At 70.2% G+C, this 24,651-nt stretch carries 25 protein-coding genes; 11 read left to right on the top strand and 14 right to left on the bottom strand.

All coding sequences use genetic code 11. The features are described from left to right. The first annotated feature begins 61 nt into the window (after window positions 1-61). The gene (locus GVY64_RS21540) at window positions 62-1,414 is read left to right on the top strand and encodes a cytochrome P450 (protein ID WP_159844210.1); all 1,353 of its coding nucleotides are present in this window, start codon (window positions 62-64) and stop codon (window positions 1,412-1,414) included. A gap of 48 nt (window positions 1,415-1,462) precedes the next feature. Beyond that, window positions 1,463-2,422 (top strand): helix-turn-helix transcriptional regulator, encoded by a 960-nt coding sequence (locus tag GVY64_RS21535; protein WP_159844208.1) that lies wholly within the window; start codon window positions 1,463-1,465, stop codon window positions 2,420-2,422. Window positions 2,423-2,508: 86 nt separating this feature from the next. Here GVY64_RS21535 and GVY64_RS21530 read toward each other — a convergent pair whose 3' ends face one another. From GVY64_RS21530 to GVY64_RS21500, 7 genes are all read right to left on the bottom strand, one after another. After that, the gene (locus GVY64_RS21530; RefSeq protein WP_159844206.1) at window positions 2,509-3,033 is read right to left on the bottom strand and encodes a hypothetical protein; all 525 of its coding nucleotides are present in this window, start codon (window positions 3,031-3,033) and stop codon (window positions 2,509-2,511) included. A 171-nt stretch (window positions 3,034-3,204) separates the two neighbouring features. Next, entirely contained in the window at window positions 3,205-6,780 is a 3,576-nt protein-coding gene (gene cobN / locus GVY64_RS21525; RefSeq protein ID WP_159844204.1) for a cobaltochelatase subunit CobN, read from the bottom strand. A 133-nt stretch (window positions 6,781-6,913) separates the two neighbouring features. Next, the gene (locus tag GVY64_RS21520; RefSeq protein ID WP_159844202.1) at window positions 6,914-7,444 is read right to left on the bottom strand and encodes a TetR/AcrR family transcriptional regulator; all 531 of its coding nucleotides are present in this window, start codon (window positions 7,442-7,444) and stop codon (window positions 6,914-6,916) included. A 189-nt stretch (window positions 7,445-7,633) separates the two neighbouring features. Beyond that, window positions 7,634-8,074, bottom strand: a complete 441-nt coding sequence (locus tag GVY64_RS21515) for a nuclear transport factor 2 family protein (RefSeq protein WP_159844200.1) — start codon at window positions 8,072-8,074, stop codon at window positions 7,634-7,636. A gap of 9 nt (window positions 8,075-8,083) precedes the next feature. Next, on the bottom strand, window positions 8,084-8,884 hold the full coding sequence (locus GVY64_RS21510; protein ID WP_159844198.1) for an SAM-dependent methyltransferase: 801 nt from the start codon (window positions 8,882-8,884) through the stop codon (window positions 8,084-8,086). Window positions 8,885-8,947: 63 nt separating this feature from the next. After that, window positions 8,948-9,928, bottom strand: a complete 981-nt coding sequence (locus GVY64_RS21505) for a hypothetical protein (RefSeq protein WP_159844196.1) — start codon at window positions 9,926-9,928, stop codon at window positions 8,948-8,950. A gap of 341 nt (window positions 9,929-10,269) precedes the next feature. Beyond that, window positions 10,270-10,593: a hypothetical protein gene (locus tag GVY64_RS21500; RefSeq protein WP_159844194.1), complete on the bottom strand. Its 324-nt coding sequence runs from the start codon at window positions 10,591-10,593 to the stop codon at window positions 10,270-10,272. 62 nt (window positions 10,594-10,655) lie between these two features. Between GVY64_RS21500 and GVY64_RS21495 the strand changes: the two genes are divergently transcribed. Together GVY64_RS21495 and cobG are read left to right on the top strand one after the other, a co-directional pair. After that, window positions 10,656-11,675 (top strand): alpha/beta hydrolase, encoded by a 1,020-nt coding sequence (locus GVY64_RS21495; protein ID WP_236567040.1) that lies wholly within the window; start codon window positions 10,656-10,658, stop codon window positions 11,673-11,675. A 42-nt stretch (window positions 11,676-11,717) separates the two neighbouring features. Continuing rightward, complete coding sequence (gene cobG / locus GVY64_RS21490) at window positions 11,718-12,911, top strand: precorrin-3B synthase (protein ID WP_442939612.1); 1,194 nt, start codon at window positions 11,718-11,720, stop codon at window positions 12,909-12,911. On the opposite strand, the gene ddaH is transcribed toward cobG, so the two are convergent. Beyond that, window positions 12,896-13,768 carry a dimethylargininase gene (gene ddaH / locus GVY64_RS21485; RefSeq protein WP_236567039.1) on the bottom strand — a complete coding sequence of 291 codons (873 nt, stop codon included), beginning with the start codon at window positions 13,766-13,768 and terminating at the stop codon, window positions 12,896-12,898. The two genes, cobG and ddaH, sit on opposite strands and share 16 nt — an antisense overlap. A 135-nt stretch (window positions 13,769-13,903) precedes the next feature. On the opposite strand from ddaH, the gene GVY64_RS21480 reads away from it, so the two are divergent. The 5 genes from GVY64_RS21480 to GVY64_RS21460 all read left to right on the top strand — a co-directional run bounded on the left by GVY64_RS21480 (window position 13,904) and on the right by GVY64_RS21460 (window position 17,630). Then, on the top strand, window positions 13,904-14,341 hold the full coding sequence (locus GVY64_RS21480) for an Lrp/AsnC family transcriptional regulator (RefSeq protein ID WP_159844188.1): 438 nt from the start codon (window positions 13,904-13,906) through the stop codon (window positions 14,339-14,341). A gap of 78 nt (window positions 14,342-14,419) precedes the next feature. Continuing rightward, window positions 14,420-15,055 carry a precorrin-8X methylmutase gene (locus GVY64_RS21475; protein ID WP_159844186.1) on the top strand — a complete coding sequence of 212 codons (636 nt, stop codon included), beginning with the start codon at window positions 14,420-14,422 and terminating at the stop codon, window positions 15,053-15,055. Next, window positions 15,052-16,614 carry a precorrin-3B C(17)-methyltransferase gene (gene cobJ, locus GVY64_RS21470; protein WP_159844184.1) on the top strand — a complete coding sequence of 521 codons (1,563 nt, stop codon included), beginning with the start codon at window positions 15,052-15,054 and terminating at the stop codon, window positions 16,612-16,614. The genes GVY64_RS21475 and cobJ overlap by 4 nt, the downstream gene beginning before the upstream one ends. Window positions 16,615-16,646: 32 nt before the next feature. Continuing rightward, window positions 16,647-17,042 carry a hypothetical protein gene (locus GVY64_RS21465; RefSeq protein WP_159844182.1) on the top strand — a complete coding sequence of 132 codons (396 nt, stop codon included), beginning with the start codon at window positions 16,647-16,649 and terminating at the stop codon, window positions 17,040-17,042. A 57-nt stretch (window positions 17,043-17,099) separates the two neighbouring features. Next, complete coding sequence (locus GVY64_RS21460) at window positions 17,100-17,630, top strand: PadR family transcriptional regulator (protein ID WP_159844180.1); 531 nt, start codon at window positions 17,100-17,102, stop codon at window positions 17,628-17,630. A gap of 13 nt (window positions 17,631-17,643) precedes the next feature. On the opposite strand, the gene GVY64_RS21455 is transcribed toward GVY64_RS21460, so the two are convergent. The 4 genes from GVY64_RS21455 to GVY64_RS21445 form a co-directional block, all read right to left on the bottom strand. After that, on the bottom strand, window positions 17,644-18,387 hold the full coding sequence (locus GVY64_RS21455; RefSeq protein ID WP_236567046.1) for a cobalt-precorrin-6A reductase: 744 nt from the start codon (window positions 18,385-18,387) through the stop codon (window positions 17,644-17,646). A gap of 2 nt (window positions 18,388-18,389) precedes the next feature. Beyond that, window positions 18,390-19,007 carry a hypothetical protein gene (locus GVY64_RS37985; RefSeq protein ID WP_236567038.1) on the bottom strand — a complete coding sequence of 206 codons (618 nt, stop codon included), beginning with the start codon at window positions 19,005-19,007 and terminating at the stop codon, window positions 18,390-18,392. 78 nt (window positions 19,008-19,085) lie between these two features. Continuing rightward, on the bottom strand, window positions 19,086-20,369 hold the full coding sequence (cbiE, locus tag GVY64_RS21450; protein ID WP_159844363.1) for a precorrin-6y C5,15-methyltransferase (decarboxylating) subunit CbiE: 1,284 nt from the start codon (window positions 20,367-20,369) through the stop codon (window positions 19,086-19,088). Beyond that, complete coding sequence (locus tag GVY64_RS21445; RefSeq protein WP_159844176.1) at window positions 20,348-21,103, bottom strand: SDR family NAD(P)-dependent oxidoreductase; 756 nt, start codon at window positions 21,101-21,103, stop codon at window positions 20,348-20,350. Before GVY64_RS21445 ends, cbiE begins: the two co-directional genes overlap by 22 nt. Before the next feature lie 116 nt (window positions 21,104-21,219). Between GVY64_RS21445 and GVY64_RS21440 the strand changes: the two genes are divergently transcribed. Next, on the top strand, window positions 21,220-21,663 hold the full coding sequence (locus tag GVY64_RS21440) for a PPOX class F420-dependent oxidoreductase (RefSeq protein ID WP_159844174.1): 444 nt from the start codon (window positions 21,220-21,222) through the stop codon (window positions 21,661-21,663). 26 nt (window positions 21,664-21,689) lie between these two features. Here the strand turns inward: GVY64_RS21440 and GVY64_RS21435 are convergent, their stop codons facing one another. Next, a complete protein-coding gene (locus tag GVY64_RS21435; RefSeq protein ID WP_159844172.1) occupies window positions 21,690-22,817 on the bottom strand; it encodes a M24 family metallopeptidase in 1,128 nt (375 codons plus the stop codon). Between the two features lie 84 nt (window positions 22,818-22,901). Between GVY64_RS21435 and GVY64_RS21430 the strand changes: the two genes are divergently transcribed. Next, a complete protein-coding gene (locus GVY64_RS21430) occupies window positions 22,902-23,867 on the top strand; it encodes a 5'-3' exonuclease (protein WP_159844170.1) in 966 nt (321 codons plus the stop codon). Between the two features lie 80 nt (window positions 23,868-23,947). Here the strand turns inward: GVY64_RS21430 and GVY64_RS21425 are convergent, their stop codons facing one another. Next, a complete protein-coding gene (locus GVY64_RS21425) occupies window positions 23,948-24,643 on the bottom strand; it encodes a DUF4333 domain-containing protein (protein WP_159844168.1) in 696 nt (231 codons plus the stop codon). Window positions 24,644-24,651 lie beyond the last annotated feature (8 nt).

Raw genomic sequence — 24,651 nt, 5'->3', positions numbered from 1 at the left:
CGCCGGGTATGTGCCCGGTCGTCGGCATCGTGTCGACCTGAGCGCACCGGGAGGAGGCCGTATGGCAGAAAACCGCGAACACCGACTGGTGGGAGTGCCCGCGGTGGCGGCGTTGGCGGATCTCGGATTCGCCTCGGTCGCCTCGGGCGTCATCGCCCGGCGTCGGCCGGTGCTCGGCTTGCTGGAACGCACCGGGGCTGATTCCCGGGCGATCGAGCGCGTGCGGCAGTTGCGACGGGAGTTCGGCGCGGGCCCGGTCGAGCTCGTGGTGCCGGGGCGCCGGATCGTGGTAGTCCTCGATCCGCACGACGTCGGGCGGGTGCTGGCCGACGCGCCGACACCGTTCCACCCGGCCAATCGCGAGAAGCGCGCCGCACTGCGCCAGTTCCAGCCCCACGGCGTCCTGCTGTCCGAGGGCCCGATCCGTGACCAGCGCCGGGCCGTGAACGAGGCCGCGCTGGATTCGGCCGAGCCGCTGCATCGCCTGGCCGGGCCGTTCGCCGAGGCCATCGCGGAGGAGGCGCGCGAGCTGATCGTGGCGGCCCTGCACCGCGGTCACCTTGACGCGCGGCAGTTCACCATCCGATGGTGGCGGCTGGTACGGCGGATCGTCCTGGGCGAGAGGGGGCGCGACGACACCGTGCTCACCGACGAATTGTCCCGGCTGCGCTCGGCGGGCAATTGGTCGTTTCTGGCGCCCGCGCACCGCAGGCAGCGCGATCAGTTCACCAATCGGCTGTACCGGCACGTGGAGTCCGCTCCCCCGGACAGCCTCGCCGGGGCGCTGGCCGCGGTGCCTGCGGGCGGGGCCACCGATCCGGTCGGGCAGATACCGCACTGGCTGTTCGCCTTCGATGCCGCGGGCATCGCGCTGAGCCGGGCACTGGCGGTGCTGAGCACCCATCCCGAGCACCATGCCCGCGCACTCGCCGACGCCGTCGATCCTGACCGCGTCGATCTGCGCGGCTATCTGCGCGCCTGCGTGCTCGAATCGGTGCGGCTGTGGCCGACCACGCCCATGTTGCTGCGCGACATCACCGCCGACACCCAGTGGCGCGACGGCGAGGAGCGCTTCACCATCGCGGCGGGGGCCGCCCTCATGATCGCGGTGCCCTCGTTCCACCGCGACGCCGAGCTGCTGCCGTTCGCCGACCAGTTCGTCCCGGAGATCTGGCTCGACGGCCGCGCGGAGCAGTATCCCCAGCTCGTGCCGTTCAGCGCGGGTCCCGCCGACTGCCCCGGCCGCAACCTGGTGCTGTTCGTCACCAGCACGCTGCTCGCGCACCTGTTGACCTCCGCCGACTTCCGGCTGCGGTCCACCCCGCGGCCGAACCCCGACGCTCCGCTGCCGGTCACCTTGAACAACTTCGGGCTCGATTTCACCGTGGAGCCGTGCATGACACAGGCGGGCTGACGGACTTCGCGGAAGAAACCCTTCCGCGATACCTGTCATGATCGACCGATGCTGGAAACCTCCGCACGCCTGTTGCGGCTGCTGTCGCTGTTACAGCTCCGGGGCGACTGGACCGGGTCCGCGCTGGCCGAACGGCTCGGCGTGTCCACTCGGACCATCCGCACCGATGTCGAGCGGTTGCGAACGCTCGGATACCCCGTGCACGCCACGCCCGGCGTCGCGGGGGGCTACCGGCTCGGGGCAGGGTCGGCGATGCCGCCGTTGCTGCTGGACGACGACGAGGCCGTCGCGGTGGCGGTCGGACTGGTCACCGCCGCCAACGGCGCGGTCACCGGCATCGCGGAGACATCGGTGCGAGCACTGGCGAAACTGCAGCAGGTGCTGCCGTCGCGATTACGGCACCGGTTCGAGTCGCTGACCGCGGCCACTGTGCACGTGCCCGGCGGCGGACAGTCGACCGTGGACGCGGCGGTGCTCACCGCGGTGGCGGGCGCGATCCGGGCGAGCGAACGATTGCGTTTCGACTACGAAAGCCACGACGGTACCCGATCCAGCCGGGATGCCGAGCCGCACCGGATGGTGCACTGGTCGGGCCGCTGGTATCTGGTCGCCTGGGATGTGGGACGCGGCGACTGGCGCACCTTCCGCCTCGACCGGATCACGCCGAAGATTCCGAACGGGCCGCGGTTCACCCCTCGCATCGTGTCCGAGGAGGAGATCGCCGAGCGAGTACAGCGCGGCGTGGGCGCTGCCACCTGGCGCTACCGCGCCCGGGTTCGCATGGCCGCCCCCGCCGAGGTGATCCGGGCCCGGCTGCCCGCGGCGGTGGAGGTGGCACCGGACGGTCCGGAACACTGTGTCGCGCAGGTGGGTTCGGACTCACCTCAGTTGCTGACGCTGTATCTCGGCCTCGCCGATGTCGAATTCGAGATCTTGGACTCCCCCGCGCTGGCCGAGCACTTGGCGGCCACCGCCGCACGTTTCCAGCGGGCGTCCGGACGAGGATAGCGGCGGATCGCATCCCCCGTGGCAAGCGAACGGCCGCGCTCGACGCCGAGCGCGGCCGATGCCGACGACTGCGAATCAGTCCCGCACTACCGGCTGGCGCCCGCGGCGGCGCCGATGAGGCCGCCTACCACGCAGCCGGGGAAGACCCCGACGATGAAGAAGACCAGACCGACCAGCGCCCCGATGGCGCACCCGATCGCGACCCCGCCCAGCGTGCTCCCGGCGTCACCGACGAACTGCGGCGCGCCCGGTTCCGGGATGGCGGCTCCGACCGGAGTCAACGTCAACGTCGTCCCGGCCGCATCGATCTCGGGCGCCACTTCGACCTGCTGACCGAACATCGACACCATGGTCGTCGGCACCGTGGTCACGACCGACCCGTCGGCCGCCACCACCGCGACCCCCTCCGGCGTGCGGGCGAACGTCCCGTCGGCGAGCGTCACCGCGGCGCTCGTGCGGTCCGGCGCGACGGACGCGGTGTAGGCGACACCGCTGTCGTATCCGCGCACCACGGGGTCGTAGATCTCGGGTTGCCCGTACGCGGTCGCCGCGGTCACGCCGGTGGCGGCGATGGTCAGCAGCGTGGTCGCAACCAATTCTCTGAACTTCATGAGCCTTCCCATCCTCAGCAGATTCGATCTGTCGTTACCTGGGTACAGCCGTGAAACACTAGCGATTATAGACGTAGTGCATCATCATTTACGACACTGGGGAATGCCCGAAATGTCTTGCAAGCCAGGGTTTTCGGCAACCTTTCAGCTAAGACGGGAGGATGGTGTCCGTTACTCCAACTCCCCTTCGGTCTCCAGGTAGACCTGCCGCAGCCGATCGAGCGTGTCGGATTCGGGGTGTTCCCATAGTTTCCGCTCGGCCGCCTCGAGCAGCCGCTCGGCGATGCCGTGCAGCGCCCACGGATTGGACTGCTCCATGAACTTCCGGTTCACCTCGTCGAAAACGTAGCTCTCCGTCAGCTTTTCGTACATCCAGTCGGCCACCACGTTGGTGGTGGCGTCGTAGCCGAACAAGTAGTCGACGGTCGCCGCCATTTCGAACGCGCCCTTGTAGCCGTGCCTGCGCATGGCCTCGAGCCACCGGGGATTGACCACACGGGCCCGGAACACCCGCGCCGTCTCCTCGGACAGCGTCCGGGTGCGCACCGCGTCCGGGCGGGTGCTGTCGCCGATGTAGGCCTCGGGATTCTTGCCCGTCAGCGCGCGCACCGTGGCGACCATGCCGCCGTGGAACTGGAAATAGTCGTCGGAGTCGGCGATGTCGTGTTCGCGGGTGTCGGTGTTCTTGGCCGCCACCGCGATCCGGCGGTACGCGCCGCGCATGTCCTCGGCGGCGGGCGCGCCGTCGAGGTCGCGGCCGTAGGCGTAGCCGCCCCAGGTGGTGTACACCTCGGCGAGGTCGTCGTCGGTGCGCCAGCTCTTCGCATCGATCAGCTGCAGCAGACCCGCCCCGTAGGTACCGGGCTTGGAGCCGAAGATGCGGGTGGTGGCGCGCCGCCGGTCGCCGTGCTCGGCGAGATCGGCCTCGGCGTGCGCCCGCACGTAGTTCCTCTCGCCGGGCTCGTCCAGGTCGGCGACCAGGCGGACCGCGTCGTCGAGCAAGGCGAGCACGTGTGGGAAGGCGTCCCGGAAGAAGCCGCTGATGCGCACCGTGACATCGATGCGGGGGCGGCCCAGCTCCGCGGTCGAGATCACCTCGAGCGCGCTGACCCGGCGGCTCGCCTCGTCCCAGACGGGCCGGACGCCCAGCAGCGCCAGGACTTCGGCGATGTCGTCGCCCGAGGTACGCATGGCGGAGGTGCCCCAGATCGACAGGCCCACCGACCGCGGGTATTCGCCGTGGTCGGCGCGATAGCGCTCGAGCAGGGATTCCGCCATGGCCTGCCCCGTTTCCCAGGCCAACCGGGACGGGACCGCCTTCGGGTCGACCGAGTAGAAATTGCGTCCGGTGGGCAGCACGTTGATCAGGCCGCGCAACGGCGAACCGCTCGGGCCGGCCGGGATGAACCCGCCGTCGAGCGCGTGCAGCACCCGCTCGATCTCCACACCGGTCTGCCGCAGGCGCGGCACGACCTCGGTCGCCGCGAACCGCAGCACGCGGCGGACATCCGGGTCGTCGGTCAGGCCGTCGACCGCGTCCGGCGACCAGTCCGCCGCCTGCAATGCGCCGACCAGAGCCCGGGCCCGCTCCTCCGCGGCGTCCACGCGCTCGCGCGCCTCCCCACCCGACTCGTCGAGACCGAGGGCTTCCCGTAGACCGGGCACGGTGCGCTCCCCGCCCCACAACTGGCGCGCGCGGAGCATGGCCAGCACCAGGTCCAGTTCGCTCTCCCCGGCCGGGGCTTGTCCGAGCACGTGCAGGCCGTCGCGGATCTGCACGTCCTTGATCTCGCACAGCCAGCCGTCGACGTGCAGCAGCATGTCGTCGAAGGAGTCCTCGTCCGGACGCTCGGTGAGGCCGAGGTCGTGATCCATCTTCGCCGCGCGCATCAGCGTCCAGATCTGCTGGCGGATGGCGGGCAGCTTGGCGGGATCCAGCGCGGAGATGTTGGCGTGCTCGTCGAGCAGTTGCTCCAGACGGGCGATGTCGCCGTAGCTTTCGGCGCGGGCCATCGGCGGGATCAGGTGATCCACCAAGGTGGCGTGCGCGCGCCGCTTGGCCTGCGTGCCCTCACCGGGGTCGTTCACCAGGAACGGGTAGATCAGCGGCAGGTCGCCGAGGGCCGCGTCGGTGCCGCAGGAGGCCGACATGCCCAGCGTCTTGCCCGGCAGCCACTCCAGGTTCCCGTGCTTGCCCAGATGCACCATCGCGTCGGCCGCGAAGCCTTCGGGCGCGCTGAGCCACCGGTAGGCGGCCAGGTAGTGGTGGCTGGGAGGCAGATCGGGGTCGTGGTAGATCGCGACGGGGTTCTCGCCGAAACCGCGCGGCGGCTGCACCATGAGCACGACATTGCCGAAACGCATGGCGGCGATGACGATCTCGCCGTCCGGGTCGGCCGAGCGGTCGACGTACAGTTCCCCCGGCGGCGGTCCCCACGCTGCCACGACGGCGTCCCGCAGGTCCTCGGGCAGGGTGTCGAACCAGGCCGTGTAGGTGGCCGCGCCGATGCGGATCGGGTTGCCCTCGAGCTGCTCGGCGGTGAGCCAGTCGGGGTCCTGGCCGCCGGCCGCGATCAACGCGTGGACGAGGGCGTCGCCGTCCCGCTCGTCCAGGCCGGGGATCTCGCCGGGATCGCCGAGGTCGTAACCCGCGGAACGCATTTCGGTGAGCAGGCGGATGGCGCTGGCCGGGGTGTCCAGGCCGACGGCGTTGCCGATGCGGGCGTGCTTGGTCGGGTAGGCCGACAGCATGACCGCGATGCGCTTGCGCGCGGCGGGGATGTGACGCAGCCGCGCGTAGCGCGTCGCGATGCCCGCGACGCGTGCGGCGCGCTCGGGATCGGGGACGTACGTGGACAGGCCGTCGGCGTCGAACTCCTTGAACGAGAACGGGACCGTGATGATTCGGCCGTCGAATTCCGGCACCGCCACCTGGGTGGCGACGTCCAGGGGCGACAGCCCGTCGTCGTTGGCCTCCCATTGGGCCCGGCCGGTGGTCAGGCACAGCCCTTGCAGGATGGGCACGTCCAGGTCGGCTAGCGCGCCGACATCCCAAGCCTCGTCCTCGCCGCCCGCCGACGCGGTGGCGGGCTTGGTGCCGCCCGCGGCCAGCACCGTCACCACCAGCGCGTCGGCCCGGCGCAGGGTGGCGAGCAATTCGGGTTCGGCGGTACGCAGCGACGCGCAGTACAGCGGCAACGCCCGCGCGCCCGCCTGCTCGATCGCGGTGCACAGCGCGTCGACGTAGGCGGTGTTGCCCGCCAGATGCTGCGCACGGTAGTAGATCACCGCGACGGTCGGCCCGTCGGCCGGCTCGGCGGCGACCCGGTCCAGTTCGCCCCAGCTGGGCAACTGGACCGGCGGCTCGAAGCCGTGGCCGGTCAGCAGCACGGTGTCGGACAGGAAATTGTGCAGCTGGCGCAGGTTCTCGGGGCCACCAGCGGCAAGGTAGTTGTGCGCGTCGGCCGCGACACCGCCCGGGACGGTGGAGCATTCCATCAGCTCGGCATCGGGCGCGATCTCGCCGCCGAGCGCGACGAGCGGAATGCCGCTGGCGCGCAGTGTCTCCAGCCCGTCCTCCCAGGCCCGTTTGCCGCCGAGGATACGGACGATCACCAGATCGGCGCCGTCGAGCAGGCCGGGGAGGTCGTCGACCAGCAGGCGAGCCGGATTCCCCCAACGGTAGTCGGCGCCGCTGGCGCGGGCACTGAGCAGATCGGTGTCGGACGTGGACAACAGCACAATCACGGGTGGCAGCCTTCCTCGGGTGACGCGCCCATCGGGGGGTTCGCTGCTCGCCGGGGAGGGTCTGGCTTTCTACAGTGGCGCGACCGCACCGGACTTCCACCGGTTTCCTCGTCGTCCGCCGAGCACGCCGAGCCTACCTGTCGTTCGGATCAGCCTCGTCCACGCGTCCGGCGCGCTCGGCCGCGCGGCGGTCGCGGTCGCTCGCCCGTGCGGCCAGGAAATCGTCGACCAGCCGGGCGCACCCGACAGGTGTGACCGGCGGTAGGCCGACCAACCTGGCGACGACGATCGGGCCGACGAGCTGGGTCAGCGCGAACGTCACGTCCGGATCGCCGAGCTGCACGCGCACGTCCGGATCTCCGAACAGCTGGTCGAACGGCCGGCGGTACTGCTCGACGAGCCGACGGCGCAGCGACGTGAACGCCGGTTCCGCGCCCGGTTCCCCGCGCTCGCCGGTCGCCGGCCAGACCGATGTGGATACCTGCAGCGGGGCCTCGTTGACGACCGCGGCCTGCCTGCCGAGCAGATCGATCAGCCGCTGCCGCAGCGGACCGCCGGGAGCCGCCTCGACGACCGGAGGAAGCAGGCGCTCGAGCGTGGCGGCGCGCAGTTGCATGGCGTCGTCGCAATGCCGGCACAGCGTGGTGCGGGCGACCTTCGACATGGTCGTGACCGCCTCGCGCCATCGCGGGCAGCATCCTGGCCGCCGGATACACCCATCGCATCGCGCCCGCCCTGCCGCGGCTCCCCGCTCAGATCCGCGAACCGGTCGGCGACTCGCCGGCCGCGGCGCTGGAGACCACCGAGCGGATGGACCCACAAGCCGCGCCCCTGGCACGCGAGCGGTCCGTACCTAGACCAGATCCGCGTTCCCGTCGATCACTTTGAGGTGGTAGTGGAACCGGTTGACCCGCCACCCGTCCATCGTGCGTTCGACGCCGAGGGAGTAGCTGCCGACGAAGGTCCGGGTTTTGCCTTCGGTCGCGGCGTTCTTGACGTGCACCGCGATGGCGTCCGCGTGCACGCGCGCCGCGTCGCCGTCCAGATCGATGAGATGGTTGCCCGACTGGTGGTGCACCCCGTCGAGGTCGGCGAGACCGGAGCGCCAATCGGCGATGATGTCGGTCGCGGCGCGTTCCCCGACCGACCCGCCGAATCCGCCGTCGAAATCCACCGTCGGCGTGAAGACCTCGGCCGACAATTCTTCCCACCGCTTCTGATCGGTGTACACGAACATTTTGGTGATCACCTCGACGATGGCGAGGCGGTCTGCGAGCGCGGAGATTTCGGACATACGCCGACCTTAGTCGGCGGACACGTCCGAAGGTTTGCGGACCACCCCGCCCAACAGCACCAAACCGGTGTCCGGCAGATCGTCGCCGAGCCACTGTTGCAGCGGAACCACACCGGGATCGAGCATCTCGAAGCCTTCGAAGAACGACTCGACCACGGACGGAGAGCGATAGACCACCTGAGCCGAGGAATTGGCGGTGTCCGACGACGACCGGGTGATGAATTCGGAATTGCTGTTGTCGCCGCCGTGCGTGAACGCCAGATAGCTTCCCGGCGCCATGGCTTCGCGCAGCCGAGCGACGATCTCGGCCGGGCGTTCGTCGTCCATCACGAAGTGCAGCACCCCGACAAGCGTGATCGCCACCGGTTCACCGAAGTCGATCAGGCCCTCGCTCCGCAGCCGATCGATGATCTCTTCCGGACGGCGAACGTCTCCTTGCAGCGCCGTCACGCCCTCCGAATTCGCCAGCAGCGCATTGCAGTGCGCGTAGACGACCGGGTCGAAATCGACGTAGACCACTCGCGCCGAGGGATCGGTCTTGCGCGCGACTTCGTGCACGTTCGGCGAGGTCGGGATACCCGCGCCGAGGTCGATGAACTGCCGGACCCCCGCCTCCGCCGCCGACTGGACCGCACGCACGAGGAACTGGCGGCTGAACCACGCCAACGTACGGGTATCCGGGGCGATCGCCAGCATCCGATGCGCGACCGCCCGGTCAACCTCGTAGTTGTCCTTGCCGCCAAGCAAGTAGTCGTATACCCGAGCGGAATTCGGCAGGTTCGGATCGACGCCGCGGGGTGCTCGCTCCATGCCGGACACCGTACCTCCCCGCGCACTCTTGACCAGGATGGGAAAAATCGCGCAATCGCGGACTCAGTCGCCGGCTGCGAGCGCCCGGGCTCGCGCCATGAGTTCATCCGCCACCGGGCGAGAACGACGCCCGAGGCCGCAGGCGCAGGCGACTCCGTCGACCGGGCGACCCAGCGCGTTCTCGATAACCCGCAACGTCTCCGCCTGCTGCGCCTCGGTGGGGACGTCGTGCACCAACCCGGCATAGAAATCGGTGCCATCCCCCAAAGCGAGATCAGCCAGGGGGGCATAGAATTCGGACTCCGCCGAGGGCGGTACATCGCCCGCCGCGAACGGGCCGTGCACGAATTGCAGAACGCGTCCCTTGGGCCACTGCCGGGCGACGGAATTGGCCAGGTCTACCAGCGGCCGGGCATCACGCAACCTGCCCCGGGCTTTGTTGCGCAAACTGCCCAGGCACAGGTGCACTCCGAAACGAGTACCCTCGGGCGCGGCCGCGGCCAGCGCGGCGATTCCCTCGCCGAGTCCCAGCGCCCGATCGACCAGCCGGTGCAACGGCTGCGCCCTGGCCATGAGCACCAGTTCCGCAGTGGCCTCGAGCTGCACGACGACGTCGTCACCGGCCAGTTCGCGAATCGCCGCGATGTCACGGACGGTGGCCTCACGGAAGGCCGGGCGATGCCGCCGCAGACCGGCGGCTCCCATGGCGATGAAGGTCAGCGTGAAGTCGGTCGGCATGCCGATCTGAAGTGCGAGCTCGGATAATTCGCGTTTCGCGCGCAGCTCGCGGAAGATCGGCAACGCCTCCTCGGCCTCGCCGAGGTAGCCGAGATCCATCGTGTCGGCGGGCAGTTCGACGCCGCGCGCGACCCGATGGATCGCCCGCTCCCGGCTCGAGCGCCACGTTCCGGGCTTCTTCACCGCCAGGACGCCTTGCGCGACCAGATCTTCGATGATCGGCTGGATGTAGAACTCGTAGCGCCGGGTCTCCCCGGTCGGCAAGGTGCGCAGTCGCGCCCCCGCGCTGTCCAACATGGCGCGCATCGCGACATCCGTGCTCTCGGCCGGAAAACTTCCGACGAAATGCACCGCTCGCGTATCCGCCCCTGGTCTTGTCGCACCCACGTTCCCGCGCTCCTCGTCGACCGCGTCGTCCCGGGCATCCGCTCTCCCGAAGCGACATCGGGTGCGGCCGGGTGCACGCGTGCGGCATCGACTATGCGATAGCCAAGGGACATTGTGCGCGGTATCGGCGTTCGCCGGATAATCGAACGCGCGGTCGGCCCCGGTCGGGAGGCATTCGGCCATGAAAAAGCTCTACGCCCGCATGATGAAGGCCGCCTGCCTCATCGACCCCGAGACGATGGCGACGACGGTGCCGTTTCTCAGCACGAGATCGTCCCGCACGCCATGGCCACCACGGCGCCCGGCAGATCTTCTTCTTCGTCGATCCGCAGGACGACACCGTCTTCTCGATCACGATCTACGACACGCGCGAAGACCTCGACAACGCGATGCGGAAAGCCGACAGCGAGTACCGGTTCGCCTGCCTCGCCGAGTTGGGCTGCACCACTCTGGACGCCCGCTCCTTCGAGGTCGTCGCCGGAGCGGTCGATGTGAAGGCCCCGGAGGTCGCACCACATGTGTTCCACCGGTGAAAGATTGACGGTCATCGAATCGGAATCCTTTGCCGTCGCGCCGGTCGGCAATCCGATGCCTTCATCGGCGATACGTATTGCGCGCCCAGATGTTCGCGCATAGCCTGCGTCGCGTGCGAACCTCGCTACGGTCGATCGTCGCGTCCGCGGCGGCGATACTTCTCTGCCTGACACCGAATCCGGCTCACGCCGACGACACGGCGCCGGGCCGCTGTACACCGGTTTCCATTTCCGTCCCGCTCGGGGAGATGGCCGGTTCCTTGTGCACTCCCGCGGCGCACGCCACCGACACCGTCATGGTGCTGATCGCGGGTTCCAACTACAACCACACCTACTGGGATTTCCCATACGCCCCGGAGACCTACAGCTTCCGGCGCGCCATGAACGCCGCGGGCGTGGCCACGCTGGTGATCGATCGGCTGGGCAACGGTGCGAGCACCCGACCGCCGAGTACGCAGGTCACCGCGACGGTCTCCGCCCGCGCCCTGCACGACATCGTCCAGGCCCTGCGCCGGGGGCTGGCGGGCGCGCCCCCGTTCGGCAAGGTCGTCACGGGCGGCCATTCACTGAGCTCGGGCATCGATGTCCTGGAGGCGACCACGTACCAGGATGTCGACGGCATCCTGCTGACCGGGTTCTCGCACGCCCTCAACGTGTCCGAAGTTTTCGGCGTCATCTCGACCTACCACCAAGCCGCCGAGGACGCCCGATTCGCCGGTCGTGACTACGATCCCGGGTATCTGACGACGCGGCCCGATACCCGTGCCGCCAGTTTCTTCGCACCCGAGACGGCCGACCCCGAAGTGCTCGCGGTGGACGAAGCGACCAAGGAAGTCTTCTCGCCGACGGAGTATCCGGATGGCCTGACGTCGACCCTTCCGCCGATGACCAACTTCATCGATGTCCCGGTCATGGTCGTCAACGGCAGCCGGGACCGGCTCTCCTGCGGCCCGGGATACTCGGTCTGCGCGGACGCCGAGACACTGCGCGCCGCCGAGGCTCCGTTCTTCGGCCCGGCGGCGCGACTGCGCACCTACGTGCTGCCCGGCAGCGGGCATTCGGTCAATCTCGCCCGCAATACCGCTGAATATCGAGCCGCCGTCATCGATTGGGTGGGTTCGATCGGGGAGTGACCGGCCGTTCGCCGCGCACGGCCCGCACGTCCGTAGGCTGGAATCGTTATGACGCGACGTGCTCCTGATTCCTGCCCGGGTGTGCTGCGGTTGCACGAGGCGGCCGACGGACCGCTGGCCCGAATCCGCGTGCCCGGCGGTCGCCTGGAGCCGGCGCAGGTGCAGACCCTGGCCGAGGCTGCCCGAGACCTGGCGGACGGCACCATCGAGCTCACCTCCCGGGGCAACGTCCAGTTGCGCCGGGTGAGCGACGCCGGGGCGCTGACCGACCGGCTCGCCGCCGCCGGCCTGCTGCCGAGCACCACGCACGAACGGGTACGCAACATCATCGCCTCGCCGCTGTCGGGCCGGATCGGCGGCCTGGCCGACGTGCACCCGCTGGTTTCCCCGCTGGACAGCGGTCTGCTGGCGGCGCCGCGGCTGGCCGGTCTGCCCGGCCGTGTGCTGTTCACTCTCGACGACGGACGCGGCGACGTCAGCGGGCTGGGTCCCGATATCGGGGTGCACGCGGTCGGCGGGGACGAGTTCGCGCTCCTGCTTGCGGGCCGAGACAGCGGTCTGCGGCTCGCCGCCGCCGACGCGGTCGACGTCGTACTCGCGGCCGCGCACGAATTCCTTGCCCTGCGCGGTGACGACGCCGGCCGCTGGCGGTTGCACGAGATCCCCGACGGCGCCGAACGCGTCATCGATCGCCTCGGCTTGTCTCCCAGCGCCGAAAGGCTCGAATTCGACCCCACGCCGAGCATTCCGATCGGCTGGCTCGAGCAGGACAACGGATTGGTCGGCCTCGGCGCCGGTGTACGCCTCGGCTCCCTGCCCGCCCGCACTGCCGAGTTCCTCGCCGCGGTCGAGCGACCGGTCTTCGTCACGCCGTGGCGCAGCCTGGTGCTCACCGACCTGGCGGAGTGGGTCGCCGAACAAGTGGTGCGCGTGCTCGCTCCGATGGGCTTGATCTTCGACGCCGACTCGCCGTGGCTGCTGGTCAGCGCGTGCGCCGGGCAGCCAGGTTGCGCGAAGTCGCACACCGACGTCCGGGCCGATGCCGCCGACGCCGTCGACAGCGGGCGGGTGCTGCCGGGGCCGGCCGATCCGGTGGACGTTCCGCAGCCGCTGCCCGCGACGGACGTCGCGGTGGCCGGGCGTCAGCACTGGTCCGGATGTGATCGCCGCTGTGGCCGTCCTCGCGGCGAGGTCACCGACGTCGTCGCGACGGACGAGGGCTACCGCGTCGACTGACCGTCGCGCGCCGTCCCGCCGTGGATCTCGAGGGTGCAGCATTTGACCGAGCCCCCGGCCTTGAGCAACTCGGACATCTCGATGCCGACCGGGTGATAGCCACGGGCGCGCAACGCGTCGCTCAAGTCGGTGGCCGCGCTGCTGAGGAAGACGTGGTAGCCGTCGCAGACGCCGTTCAACCCGAGCACCGCCGCGTCGGCGTCGGTGGCCACGATCGCGTCGGGATAGAGCTGGGCGAGCGCCGCGCGCGCCGCCGGACCGAACGCGGGCGGGTAGTAGGCGATGGTCTCGGCGTCCAGCGGGAGCAGCACGGTGTCGAGGTGATAGAAGCGCGGATCGACCAGCTCCAGTGACACCACGGGCAGACCGAAGTGGCGCGACACCTCTTCATGCGCGGCGCGCGAACTACGGAACCCGGTTCCGGCCAGAAGCCGGTCGCCGACCAGGAGGAAGTCGCCTTCGCCCTCATTGCATTCCGCGGCGGCCACCAGATCGGCCACTCCGTAACGGGCGAACCAGGCGTGGTAGGCCGGGCCTTCCGCGGCGCGCTCGGCGTGCGTGAACCGGGCCGACATGGCGCGGTCACCGACGATCAGCCCGCCGTTCGCGGCGAACACCATGTCGGGCAGACCCGCGACGCCGGGCACCACCTCCACTGTGTGCCCGTGTTCGGCGTAGGTGGCGCGCAGCGTCTCCCATTGCGCGAGGGCCAGCGAGCGGTCGACCGGCTCGGCGGGATTCATCCAGGGATTGATGGCGTACGTGACGTCGAAGTGATCGGGACGGCACATCACGAACCGGCGCGGCGACCAGCGGCGGACGGCGGATTCGACGGGGAGGGTGGCTACAGACGTCAACGGAACTCCCTGGCGTGAGCGCGAACTTGGCTGCCACGACAGTAAGTCGCCTAGCATTGCGTGAGAAACGGTGGTTCATTGCAAAAAGCACGCTGAAATCGGCAGATCGTTGCGCAGGAGCGCGGAAGGTGTGACGTGGACGACCTCGACAGGCGCATTCTCGAGCAACTGCTGAAGAATGCGCGCGCTTCTTTCCAGGAAATCGGCGGCGCGGTGGGATTGTCCGCGCCCGCCGTGAAAAGGCGGGTCGACCGGCTGGTCGCGGCCAAGCAGATCACCGGCTTCACCGCGCTGGTCAATCCCGCGGCGCTGGGCTGGAAGACGGAGGCGTACGTCGAGGTGTATTACCGCGACAACATCTCCCCGGCCGAACTCAAGCGGAGCCTCGAACCCATCCCGCAAGTGGTCGGCGTGTGGACGATCGCGGGCGAGGCCGACGCGCTGGTGCACGTGATGGCCACCGACATGGCCGAGATCGAGGTGACCGTGGAGCGGATCCGGGAGAACGCGCGCGTCGGGCGCACCCGCAGCGCCATCGTCATGTCCCGGATTCTCGAGCGTCCACGCACCTGATCCGCGCGGCCCGGCCCGCGATGCGCGCCGCCCGACCCGGACCGCTCTGCCCGGACCCGCACCCATATGGTTGACCGCATGTCCGACGTACGTGCCAGCTACCTGACCGACGGGGCCGAGATCTACCGTCGCTCGTTCGCGACCATCCGCGCCGAGGCCGATCTGAGCGGCTTCCCGCCGGACGTGGCGCAGGTCGTGGTGCGGATGATCCACGGCTGCGGTCAGGTGGATCTCGCCGCGGACATCGCCTTCTCCCCCGGCGTCGTCGCCGCGGCGCGAGGGGCGCTGCGCGCGGGCGCTCCGATCCTCTGCGACGCGACCATGGTCGCCTCGGGCGTCACCCGGAAACGGCTGCCCGCGGACAACGCGGTCGTGTGCACCCTCGCCGATCCTCGGGTGCCGGAATTGGCCGCGGCCAAGGGCACGACCCGCTCCGCCGCCGCGCTCGACCTGTGGCGCGACCGGCTCGACGGCGCGGTCGTCGCGATCGGCAACGCGCCGACGGCGCTGTTCCATCTGCTCGACCTCCTCGACGCGGGAGCACCTCGGCCCGCCGCCGTGCTCGGCATCCCGGTGGGATTCGTGGGCGCGGCCGAATCGAAGGACGCGCTGATCGATTTCGGCGGCGTCGAATACCTCACGGTGCGCGGCAGGCGCGGCGGCAGCGCCATCACCGCGTCGGCGTTGAACGCGATTGCGAGCGAAGAGGAATGAGCATTCCGGGCAAACTGTGGGGGGTCGGGCTGGGACCGGGCGATCCCGAATTGGTGACGGTCAAAGCGGCCAAGGTGATCGGCGCGGCCGACGTCGTCGCGTTCCACAGCGCGCGCCACGGCCGCAGCATCTCCCGCCGCATCGCCGCGCCGTATATGCGCCCCGGTCAGGTGGAGGAGCATCTCGTCTACCCGGTGACCACCGAGACCACCGATCACCCCGGTGGCTACCAAGGCGCGATCGATGAGTTCTACGAACAGGCCGCCGAACGGCTGGCCGGCCACCTCGCCGCGGGCCGCTCGGTCGCGCTGCTCGCCGCGGGCGACCCGCTGTTCTACAGCTCGTACATGCACATGCATCGGCGGCTGGCCGACCGGTTCGACGCCGAGATCATCCCCGGTATCACCTCCGTGAGCGCGGCCTCGGCGGCCCTTGGCACGCCGCTGGTCGAAGGGGAGCAGGTGCTGACCGTGCTGCCGGGCACCATGCCGGTCGACGAGCTCACCCGGCGGCTGCGCACCACCGACGCGGCCGCGATCATGAAGCTGGGACGCACCTATCCCGTTGTGCGTCAGGCGCTTTCGGATTCCGGTCGCCTCGCGGGCGCCTACTATGTCGAGCGCGCGAGTACCACCGAGCAGCGCGTATTGCATGCCGGCGCGGTGGACGACGCGGAGGTGCCGTACTTCGCCATCACGCTCGTGCCCGGCCCCGAGCCCACCACGCCGCTGCCCCGCCTCGATGCGGAGCCGGAGCTGCGCGCGAGCCACGCGGGGGCGGTCGAGCGCGTCGGCGAGGTCGTGGTGGTGGGACTGGGTCCCGGCGCACCGGAATGGACCACCGACGAGGTGCGCGCGGCACTGGCGGACGCCACCGATCTGGTCGGGTACACCACCTATCTGAATCGGGTGCCCGAACGCCGTGGCCAGCGTCGCCATGCCAGCGACAACCGCGTCGAGTCCGAGCGCGCGGCCATGGCCTTGGATCTGGCCAAACGGGGTGCGCGCGTCGCGGTCGTCTCCTCGGGCGATCCCGGTGTCTTCGCGATGGCGGCGGCGGTGCTGGAGGAATCCGCCGACCCGCAGTGGCGCGGGGTGCCGGTGCGGGTGCTGCCCGGCCTCACCGCCGCCAACGCGGTGGCCAGCCGGGTGGGCGCACCGCTCGGGCACGACTACGCGATGATCTCGCTCTCCGACCGGCTCAAGCCGTGGGAGGTGGTGGCGCAGCGCCTTTCCGCCGTCGCGGCGGCCGACATGGCGATCGCGGTCTACAACCCGGCCTCCTCGCAACGCACCTGGCAGGTCGGCGCGATGCGTGACCTGCTGCTGGAGCATCGCAAGCCGGACACGCCCGTCGTCGTCGGGCGCGACGTCGGCGGGCCGAACGAGTCGGTGCGGGTGGTGCCGCTCGGCGATCTCGACCCCGGCGAGGTGGACATGCGCACCCTGCTGATCATCGGCGCGTCCACCACCACCGCGCTCGAGACCGGCGCGGGTACTCGCGTCTTCACCTCCCGCCGCTACGGTCGCGCGGGCGACGCCACCGCCGACGGCGCGTAAGATCGCCTGACGCACCGGAGATCGGAGGGACCTTGGCCGCGACACTGTCGGAGCTGACGCTGCGCGCCCGAGCCCTGGAGGCCAGGGCCACCGCGAGCGAACAGGCACTCGACGAGCAGGGCGAGGTCCTCAACGAACTGGCGGCGCTGACCAGGAAGGCGCTCGACGGCATCGGCCGGCTCGACCGGCGTGCGGAGAACGCCGGCGACACCATCGGCGAGCTCCGCCGCGACGTCGGGGACCTGCGCGAGAATGTGGGCGAACTCAACCGCAGAGTCACCGTGCTCGAACAAGGACAGGTCCGTCTCGAAGAAGGCCAGGCCGCGCTGGCCCGCGGCCAGGCACAGCTCGAACAGGGACAGGCACGGCTGGAGCAGGGAATGGCGCAGGTGCTCGCCCGGCTCGACAAGCTGACCGGCGACGCCTGAACCGCCCCGTTCCGGTAACATTCCACTATGGAATGTTGAGAGCGAAGGGAGCAGTCGTTGACCAACACCGCGACCAAGCGCAAGCCACTGAACTCGACGGCGGCGTCGTTGCTCGGATTTCTGCACGAAGGCCCGATGTCGGGGTGGGATCTGGTGACCGAGGCCCAGGATCGCATCGGCGACTTCTGGACGATCACGCAGAGCCAGGTCTACCGGGAACTCGCCACGATGGACGCGGCGGGACTCGTCGAGAAGGGCGAGACCGGAGCCAGGGAGCGCACGCCGTATCACATCACCGACGCGGGGCGGGAAGCGTTCCTGGAATGGGTCGCCCGCGATCCCGGCGGGGAGACCATCCGGGTGCCGTTGCTGCTCACGCTCTCCTTCGGCAAGCATCTCGATCGCGATCGGCTCGACGGCATCATCGCGGCCAACCGGGAGATCCATCAGGCGCGGCTCACCCGGTATCTCGCCGAAGATCCGCGGGAAATGCCCACGTTCGCCCGCGCTACCTTGGATTTCGGAATCCGCTACGAGCGGGCGGTGCTGGAGTGGTTCGACCAGCTGCCGGAACTTCTCGGCGACTGACCGCGCCCATGGCTCAGCCGTGCCGATTCCTCATGCCGCGCAACCAGTTCAGCGCCTGCTCGGGTGATTCCACGATCGGTGCGCCCGCGGGCAACGGCGGACGGTCCACGACGACGACCGGGATTCCCGCCGCGCGGGCCGCGGCCAGTTTGGCTTCGGTCTGATCGCCGCCGCTGTCCTTCGTGACGAGCACATCGATCCGATGCCCGGCGAGCAGTCGAGCTTCGTCCTCGAGGGCGAAAGGACCACGCGCGAGCAGCAATTCGAGTCGTGGCGGCAGGGGGCCTTCCGGCGGGTCGATGGACCGGATCAAGAACCATTGCCGGTCGAGTCCGGCGAACGCGTCGACGCCTTGTCTACCGATGGTCAGGAAAACTCGCTCGCCGAGGGCGGTCGTTTCCGCTGCGGCGATAGGGAGATCAGGGACTCGGACCCAGCGGTCCCCCGTTCGCTCCACCCACCCGGGTCGCCGCAGGTGCACCAGGGGGACAGCCGAAATACGAGCGGCCGCAGCAGCGTTCGCGCTGATGGCTGCCGCGAACGGATGGGTGGCGTCGACGATCGCGGCCACGTCGTTGGCCGCCAGCCACGCCCGCAGCCCCTCCGACCCGCCGAAGCCGCCGATGCGGACCGTGCCTTCGGGCAGCAAGGGCGCACGCACGCGACCGGCGAGCGAGGACACGATCTCGAATCCCCGCTCGCCGGAGGCGATGTGGGCCAGCTCCCGCGCTTCCCGGGTGCCGCCCAGAATCAGAATCCTCAGGGCTGGCCGCTGAAGTAGGCGATGCCCGCGTTCAGCAGCGACGGCCCGCCCGCGACGGCAAGACCGATCAGCGCACCGAGCACCGCGCCCGGCAGGATGCCGACACCGAAGAAGACGATGCCGATGGCAGCGCCGATCAGACCGCCGACCAGGGCGCCGAGGGAGGCGCGCTGCAACTCGGCGAAGAACCATTCCTGCGCGCCGATGAACTCGGCCGCGACCGGCGCGTTCGCGGTCGGGGCGACCTGCGGCGTCAGCGTCAGCTGCCTGCCCTCGTCGGCGACGGCCGCGGCGATCCGGACCTCCTGGCCCTTGGCGGTCGCGGTGAGCGGAATGGTGGTGACGGTCTCGCCCGCGGCGTTCTTCAGGGTGACCGCCTGAGTGTCGGCGTCGACGCTGAACGCGCCCCCGGTCACGCTGGTGACGACCGACTTACCCGCATCGGCGAGCTGCAGCGCGTAGCCGACGCCCTGATCGGCGCCCGTGACGGTGGGCGCCGCCGCGGACTGGTCCTGCGCCGCGGGCGGCGTAGGAGCGGCGTAGGAGGTGCCGGCGGTGACTCCGGTGGCGGCGACGGCCAGCAATGCGGTAGCGGCGAACTTCTTGTATCTCATCTATCTCCCCAACAGGAATCGGATTTCCGATCATGATCGGAACTCGGCCCCGACCCTACCGCGTGACCGATAACATGTTCACCCCTCCGCGGGGAACGCCGGCGCCGGTTTCACCACCGACCACTGCGTCACCGGAAGCTGCGGACGCCACGCGGTGAAGGATCCCAGGGGCTCCCCGCGATAGATCTGGAACTTCCGCAACATCCCGCCCTGGGCGCTTGACCAGTTGAGCAGCAGTGATTCCGACTCGGCGGTCACCGCGTTCGCGACGAGCCTGCCGCCTTGACGCAACTGCGCCCAGCATGTCTCGAGTACGCCATCCTGGGTCAGGCCTCCACCGACGAAAATCGCGTCGGGCGTGGCGATTCCGGGATCGGCGGCGAGTTCGGCGCAAACCTCGCCACGCACCGAGATGTGCGGCACGCCCAGCGCCGCCGCATTGTCGGCGATCTGCCGCCGCCTGCGCTCGAGCCGCTCGAACGTGACGGCCCGGTTGGTCGGGTACGCCCGGCACCATTCGATGGCGATACTGCCCGAACCGCCGCCCACGTCCCACAGCAGTTCTCCGGGAGCCGGCGCCAGCGCCGCCAGCGTCAACGCGCGGACCTCGTGTTTGGTGAGCTGGCCGTCGCCGCCGAACAGTTCGTCGGGCAGGCCGGGCAGGCGCGTGGCGCGTGGCCCGCCCGGGTCGGCCGAGCAGGTGATCGCCACGATGTTCAGCGGGTCGCCCGGCGGATGCGCCCATTGCTTCGCGATTCCGGCGCGGTGCCGTTCGGCGCGACCGCCGAGTTGCTCGAGGACCGTCAGTTCGGAATCGCCGAAACCGTGGCGCCCCAGCAGGTCCGCGAGATCCCGTGGCGTGTGCTCGTCGGCGCTGAGCACCAGCAGTCGTCTGCGCTCGGCCAGCTCGGGCAGCACCGTCGTCAGCGGCCGCCCCACCACGCTGAGCACCGGCGTCTCGGCCAGCGACCACCCGAGCCGGGCGCAGGCCAGCGATGCGGAAGACGGTTGCGGCAGCACCCGCAGCGCCTGTGGGCCCAGCAGCCGCGCCAGGGTGACGCCGATTCCGTAGAACATCGGATCGCCGCTGGCCAGCACACACAACCTGGCCCCGCCGTGCTGTTCGAACAGCCCGGGCAGCGCGGGCAGCAACGGCGACGGCCACGTCACCCGCCGCGCGGCCACGGTGGGCGGCACGAGCGCGAGCTGGCGCGGGGACCCGAACAGGATCTCGGCGTCGCCGATCGCCTCCTGTGCGACGCGACCGAGGCCGTCCCAGCCGTCGGCGCCGATTCCGACCACAGCGATCGGCGCGCCGGCCCACGACACGGGAGTGGCGTTCACCGCGGCATCCGGCGCCAGATCGGTTGCGGCAGCAGGCGCATCGCGAAGAACACCGGCCGCAGTACGCGGGGCACCCAGATCCGGCTCGCGCCGCGGCGCAGACCCTCGACCACGGCGTCGGCGACCTGCTCCGGAGTGCTGGAGAACGGCGCCGGAGACATCCCCTCGGTCATCCGGCCGATGACGAAGCCGGGACGGACCAGCAGCAACCGGACTCCCGTGCCGTGCAAGGCATCCGCGAGACCGGAGGCGAACCCGTCCAGTCCCGCTTTCGCCGATCCGTAGACGTAGTTGGCGCGCCGCACGCGCACGCCCGCGACCGAGCTGAACACGACGATCTGTCCCGCGCCTCGCGCGCGCAGCAGGCTCGACAACGTCGTGAGAACACTCGCTTGGGCGACGAAGTCGGTGTGGAGGATCGCCGCCGCGTGTGCGGGGTCCCGCTCGGCACGCTGCTGATCGCCGAGCACGCCGAACGCCAGCACCGCGATGCCGATCGGCCCGTGCTCCGCGTCGACCTTCTCCAGCAAGGCGGGATGACTCGCCAGGTCGTCGGCGTCGAATTCGACCGTGTGCACCTCGCTCGCACCCGCCGCCGCGATCTCCACGCGTTGCACGGCCAAGTCGCCGCTGCGCCTGGCCGCCAGAACCACGGCTCGCCCCGGCGCCAGCCGTCGCGCCACTTCGAGCCCGATCTCGCTGCGGCCGCCCAGCAGCAGGACGGTGCCCTCGGCCGATCTACGCGTTCCCATGCGCCCAAGTCTTTCATTGCCCTGGGCGTGGCCTGTCATCGCGCACCCGGGCGTGTGCTCGGTAGCAGGGCCGGGCTGCTGCGGCGCGGACGGACGCCGGGGGCTACGGTCGGGGCATGCCGACGAGTACTGCTGAGTTGTCCCCCGCCGCCCTGGAGTTCGTCGCCGAACGGCACCTCGCCACGCTGACGACGTTGCGGGCGGACGGTACGCCGCATGTCGTTGCGGTGGGGTTCACCTGGGACCAAGAGGCCGGGATCGCGCGCGTGATCACCAACGACGGGTCGGTGAAGGTGCGCAACGTGCGCCGCTCCGGATACGCGGCGGTCAGCCAGGTCGACGGGATCCGCTGGATCACCCTGGAGGGCCCGGCGACCGTGCTCGACGCCCCGGACGACGTCGCGGAGGCGGTCGAGCGGTACGCCGGTCGCTATCGCGTGCCGCGGGAGAACCCGACGCGCGTGGTGATCGCGATCCAGGTGCGGCGCGTCTTGTCCAGCAGCACCCTGGTCGCGCCGACCGCCGACGGCGAAGCAGGCGGTAACGGCGCCGGCGCGTAGGGCCTTCCCCGCGGGTCAGCCGTCGATCACAAGACCGTGAGACCGTGCGGCCGCTTGTTCAGGGATTCGCCGCCGTCGTCGGTGACGACCACGATGTCCTCGATGCGCGCGCCCCACTCGCCGCGGAAGTAGATCCCGGGCTCCACGCTGAAAGCCATGCCGGGCTGCAGGACGAGGTCGTTGCCCGCGACGATGTAGGGCTCCTCGTGCACCGACAGGCCGATGCCGTGGCCGGTGCGGTGCACGAACGCGGGGCCTAAACCCGCGTCCGTCAAGGGGTTTCGCGCCGCAGCGTCGACCGCGGCCGCGGTGACGCCCGGACGCACGGCCGCGACCGCCGCCGCCTGGGCGCTCTCCAGTTCGGCGTACCGGGCGGCCACCTCCGGATCGGGCTCGCCCAGGACGTAGGTCCGGGTGGAGTCGGAGTAATAGCCGGGCTCGACCGGGCCGCCGATGTCGACGACCACCACGTCCCCGGCCTCGATCCGGCGCTCGGACACGCCGTGGTGCGGGTCCGCCCCGTGCGGGCCGCTGCCGACGATGACGAACGCCGCCTCGGTGTGCCCCTCGGCCACGATGGCGGCCCCGATGTCGCGGCCCACCTCTGCCTCGGTGCGCCCCACCTGCAAGAACTCGCCCATCCGCGCGTGCACCCGGTCGATCGCCGCGCCTGCCCGGCGCAGCGCGTCCACTTCGGCCGGGTCCTTGATCATGCGCAGTTCGCGCAGGACGGGGGTGGCCGACACCGGCAGGCCGGTGAAGGATTCGGCCAGCGGCAGCAGATGCAGCGCGGGCATCACGTCGGCCACCGCGACCCGGGAGCCGACGTGCAGCGCGGACTTCACCAAGGCGTACGGGTTGGTGCCGTCGACCCAGTCCAGAACTTGCAGGCCCAATTCACCCGCCGCGGAGGATTCCAGCGACGCCAGCTCCAATTTCGGGATCACTACCGGCGGCGTCGCGCCGTCCGCCGGAATCACCAGACACGTCAGCCGCTCGAACGACTCGGCCGCCGATCCGATCAGATAGCGCAGGTCCGGCCCGGGCGTGATGAGCAGAGCGTCGAGGTGGGCAGCCCGCATCAGCTCCACCGCCCGCTCCAGCCGTGCACCGTAGACGTCCGCCGCGAATCTCGAATCCGTATGCGAGCTCATTCGTCCGACGTTACCCGTCCCGTCCGCGGGATGAACGCCGAACTTCGCCGAGGCGGTGTCGGTGCGAACGAGTAGCCTCAGCCCGTGACCTCTGCTTCCGGTGGGCCCCTGCTGCTGTTGGACGGAGCCAGTCTGTGGTTCCGCGCCTTCCATGCCATCCCCGACAAGATCACCGCGCCCGACGGCCGCTCGGTGAACGCGCTGCGTGGGTTCACCGACATGGTGGCGTCGCTGATCACCAAGTTCGCGCCGGGCAGGCTGGTGGTGTGCCTGGATTTGGACTGGCGGCCCGCCTATCGGGTCGATCTGGTGCCGTCGTACAAGGCACACCGGTTGGACAGCTCACCGGAGGCCGCGCCCGGCGCGGAAAGCGTGCCCGACACGCTCACCCCGCAGGTGGAGATGATCCTGGAAGTGCTCGAGGCAGCGGGGATCGCGACCGGCGGCGCGGAGGGCCTGGAGGCCGACGACGTGCTGGGCACCTTGGCGACCCGGGAACGCGCCGACGAGGTCGTCGTGGTCAGCGGCGATCGCGATCTGTTGCAGCTGGTGCGCGACGAGCCCGCACCGCGGGTGCGAGTGTTCTACGCCGGGCGGGGCCTGGCCAAGGCGGAACTGTTCGGCCCGGCGGAGGTGTCGGCGAAGTACGGGGTGCCGCTGGAGAACGCGGGCCCGGCCTATGCCGATATGGCGACGCTGCGCGGCGACGCCTCCGACGGCCTGCCCGGAGTGGCCGGCATCGGTGAGAAGTCCGCTGCCACCCTCATCTCCCGTTTCGGCTCCTTGGAGGCCCTGGTCGCGGCCGTCGAAGATCCCGACGCCGACTTGGCCCAAGGCGTGCGCGCCCGGTTGCGCGCCGCCGGGGACTATCTGAAGGCCGCCGCGCCGGTCGTGCGAGTGGTCTGCGACGCCGAGGTGGCCCTGTCCCGCAGCGATGTCCTCCCCACCGAACCGGCCGATCCGGATCGCCTGCGCGCCCTCGCCTCGGCCTACAACGCGGAAAGCCCGGTCATGCGTCTGATCACCGCACTCGGCGCCCGCACCGCCTGACCTCGAAAGCCGACGGCCCCATCGCGTACCTCGATGGGGCCGTCACCCGAACAGTGGCGACGACGTCGCCGCACGACACGCTAGCTCGGGCGACCGACCTCGTAGGTGCCGTCGTCCTTGGTGATCTTGATGGTCACCTTCTTGGCCTCGCCGCTGACCTTCACACTGCATTCGAAGGTGGCGTCGACCTTGACTTCCTGGCCGGACGGGCAGGAGACATCGCTGATGTCCTGGATGCCGTAGGAATCCGACAGTACTTTCTTCACGCCGTCCTGCACCGCAGCCTGGTCCAGCTGGTCCTTGGCGGTCAGCACGAGCACGAGCGCGACGAGCGCGACGACCACCGCGACGCCGAGCAGCGACAGACCGATGATCAGGCCTTTGCCCTTGCCACCCTGCTGCGGCGGCTGGCCGGGAGCGCCCCACTGCGGCTGCGGCTGCTGAGGCTGACCCCATTGCGGCTGCTGCCCCTGCTGGCCCCAGTCCTGCTGCTGCGGCTGACCCCACTGCGGCTGCCCCTGCGCGGGCTGCTGGCCCCATTGCGGCTGCTGAGGCTGCTGCGGTTGCTGGCCCCACTGCTGCTGGGGTTGCCCCCACTGCTGCTGCGGTTGCTGCTCACCCCAGTGCTGGGTCGGCTGGGCCGAGGCCGGGGTCTGCGGCTGACCGCTCCACTGCTGCGTGGGACCGGCTCCGCCCGGCGCCTGCTGTCCACCCCACTGCTGGGTGGGATCGTTGCGTCCCTCCCCGGGGTCGTTCGGTCCGTACGGGCCGCTCATCTGCTTGC

Origin of the sequence: Nocardia sp. CY41 (assembly GCF_009829325.1) — a bacterium.
Classification (GTDB): domain Bacteria; phylum Actinomycetota; class Actinomycetes; order Mycobacteriales; family Mycobacteriaceae; genus Nocardia.
Note: the sequence above shows the minus strand (reverse complement) of the source record. Positions and strands in the feature narration are given on the sequence as shown.

Excerpts from the sequence above, each read along its gene's own strand:
- GVY64_RS21540 (WP_159844210.1), top strand. The coding sequence starts at position 62 with ATGGCAGAAAACCGCGAACACCGACTGGTGGGAGTGCCCGCGGTGGCG.
- GVY64_RS21535 (WP_159844208.1), top strand. The coding sequence starts at position 1,463 with ATGCTGGAAACCTCCGCACGCCTGTTGCGGCTGCTGTCGCTGTTACAG.
- GVY64_RS21530 (WP_159844206.1), bottom strand. The coding sequence starts at position 3,033 with ATGAAGTTCAGAGAATTGGTTGCGACCACGCTGCTGACCATCGCCGCC.
- GVY64_RS21520 (WP_159844202.1), bottom strand. The coding sequence starts at position 7,444 with ATGTCGAAGGTCGCCCGCACCACGCTGTGCCGGCATTGCGACGACGCC.
- GVY64_RS21515 (WP_159844200.1), bottom strand. The coding sequence starts at position 8,074 with ATGTCCGAAATCTCCGCGCTCGCAGACCGCCTCGCCATCGTCGAGGTG.
- GVY64_RS21510 (WP_159844198.1), bottom strand. The coding sequence starts at position 8,884 with ATGGAGCGAGCACCCCGCGGCGTCGATCCGAACCTGCCGAATTCCGCT.
- GVY64_RS21505 (WP_159844196.1), bottom strand. The coding sequence starts at position 9,928 with ATGCGCGCCATGTTGGACAGCGCGGGGGCGCGACTGCGCACCTTGCCG.
- GVY64_RS21475 (WP_159844186.1), top strand. The coding sequence starts at position 14,420 with ATGTCCGACGTACGTGCCAGCTACCTGACCGACGGGGCCGAGATCTAC.
- cobJ (WP_159844184.1), top strand. The coding sequence starts at position 15,052 with ATGAGCATTCCGGGCAAACTGTGGGGGGTCGGGCTGGGACCGGGCGAT.
- GVY64_RS37985 (WP_236567038.1), bottom strand. The coding sequence starts at position 19,007 with ATGAGATACAAGAAGTTCGCCGCTACCGCATTGCTGGCCGTCGCCGCC.
- GVY64_RS21445 (WP_159844176.1), bottom strand. The coding sequence starts at position 21,103 with ATGGGAACGCGTAGATCGGCCGAGGGCACCGTCCTGCTGCTGGGCGGC.
- GVY64_RS21440 (WP_159844174.1), top strand. The coding sequence starts at position 21,220 with ATGCCGACGAGTACTGCTGAGTTGTCCCCCGCCGCCCTGGAGTTCGTC.
- GVY64_RS21435 (WP_159844172.1), bottom strand. The coding sequence starts at position 22,817 with ATGAGCTCGCATACGGATTCGAGATTCGCGGCGGACGTCTACGGTGCA.
- GVY64_RS21425 (WP_159844168.1), bottom strand. The coding sequence starts at position 24,643 with ATGAGCGGCCCGTACGGACCGAACGACCCCGGGGAGGGACGCAACGAT.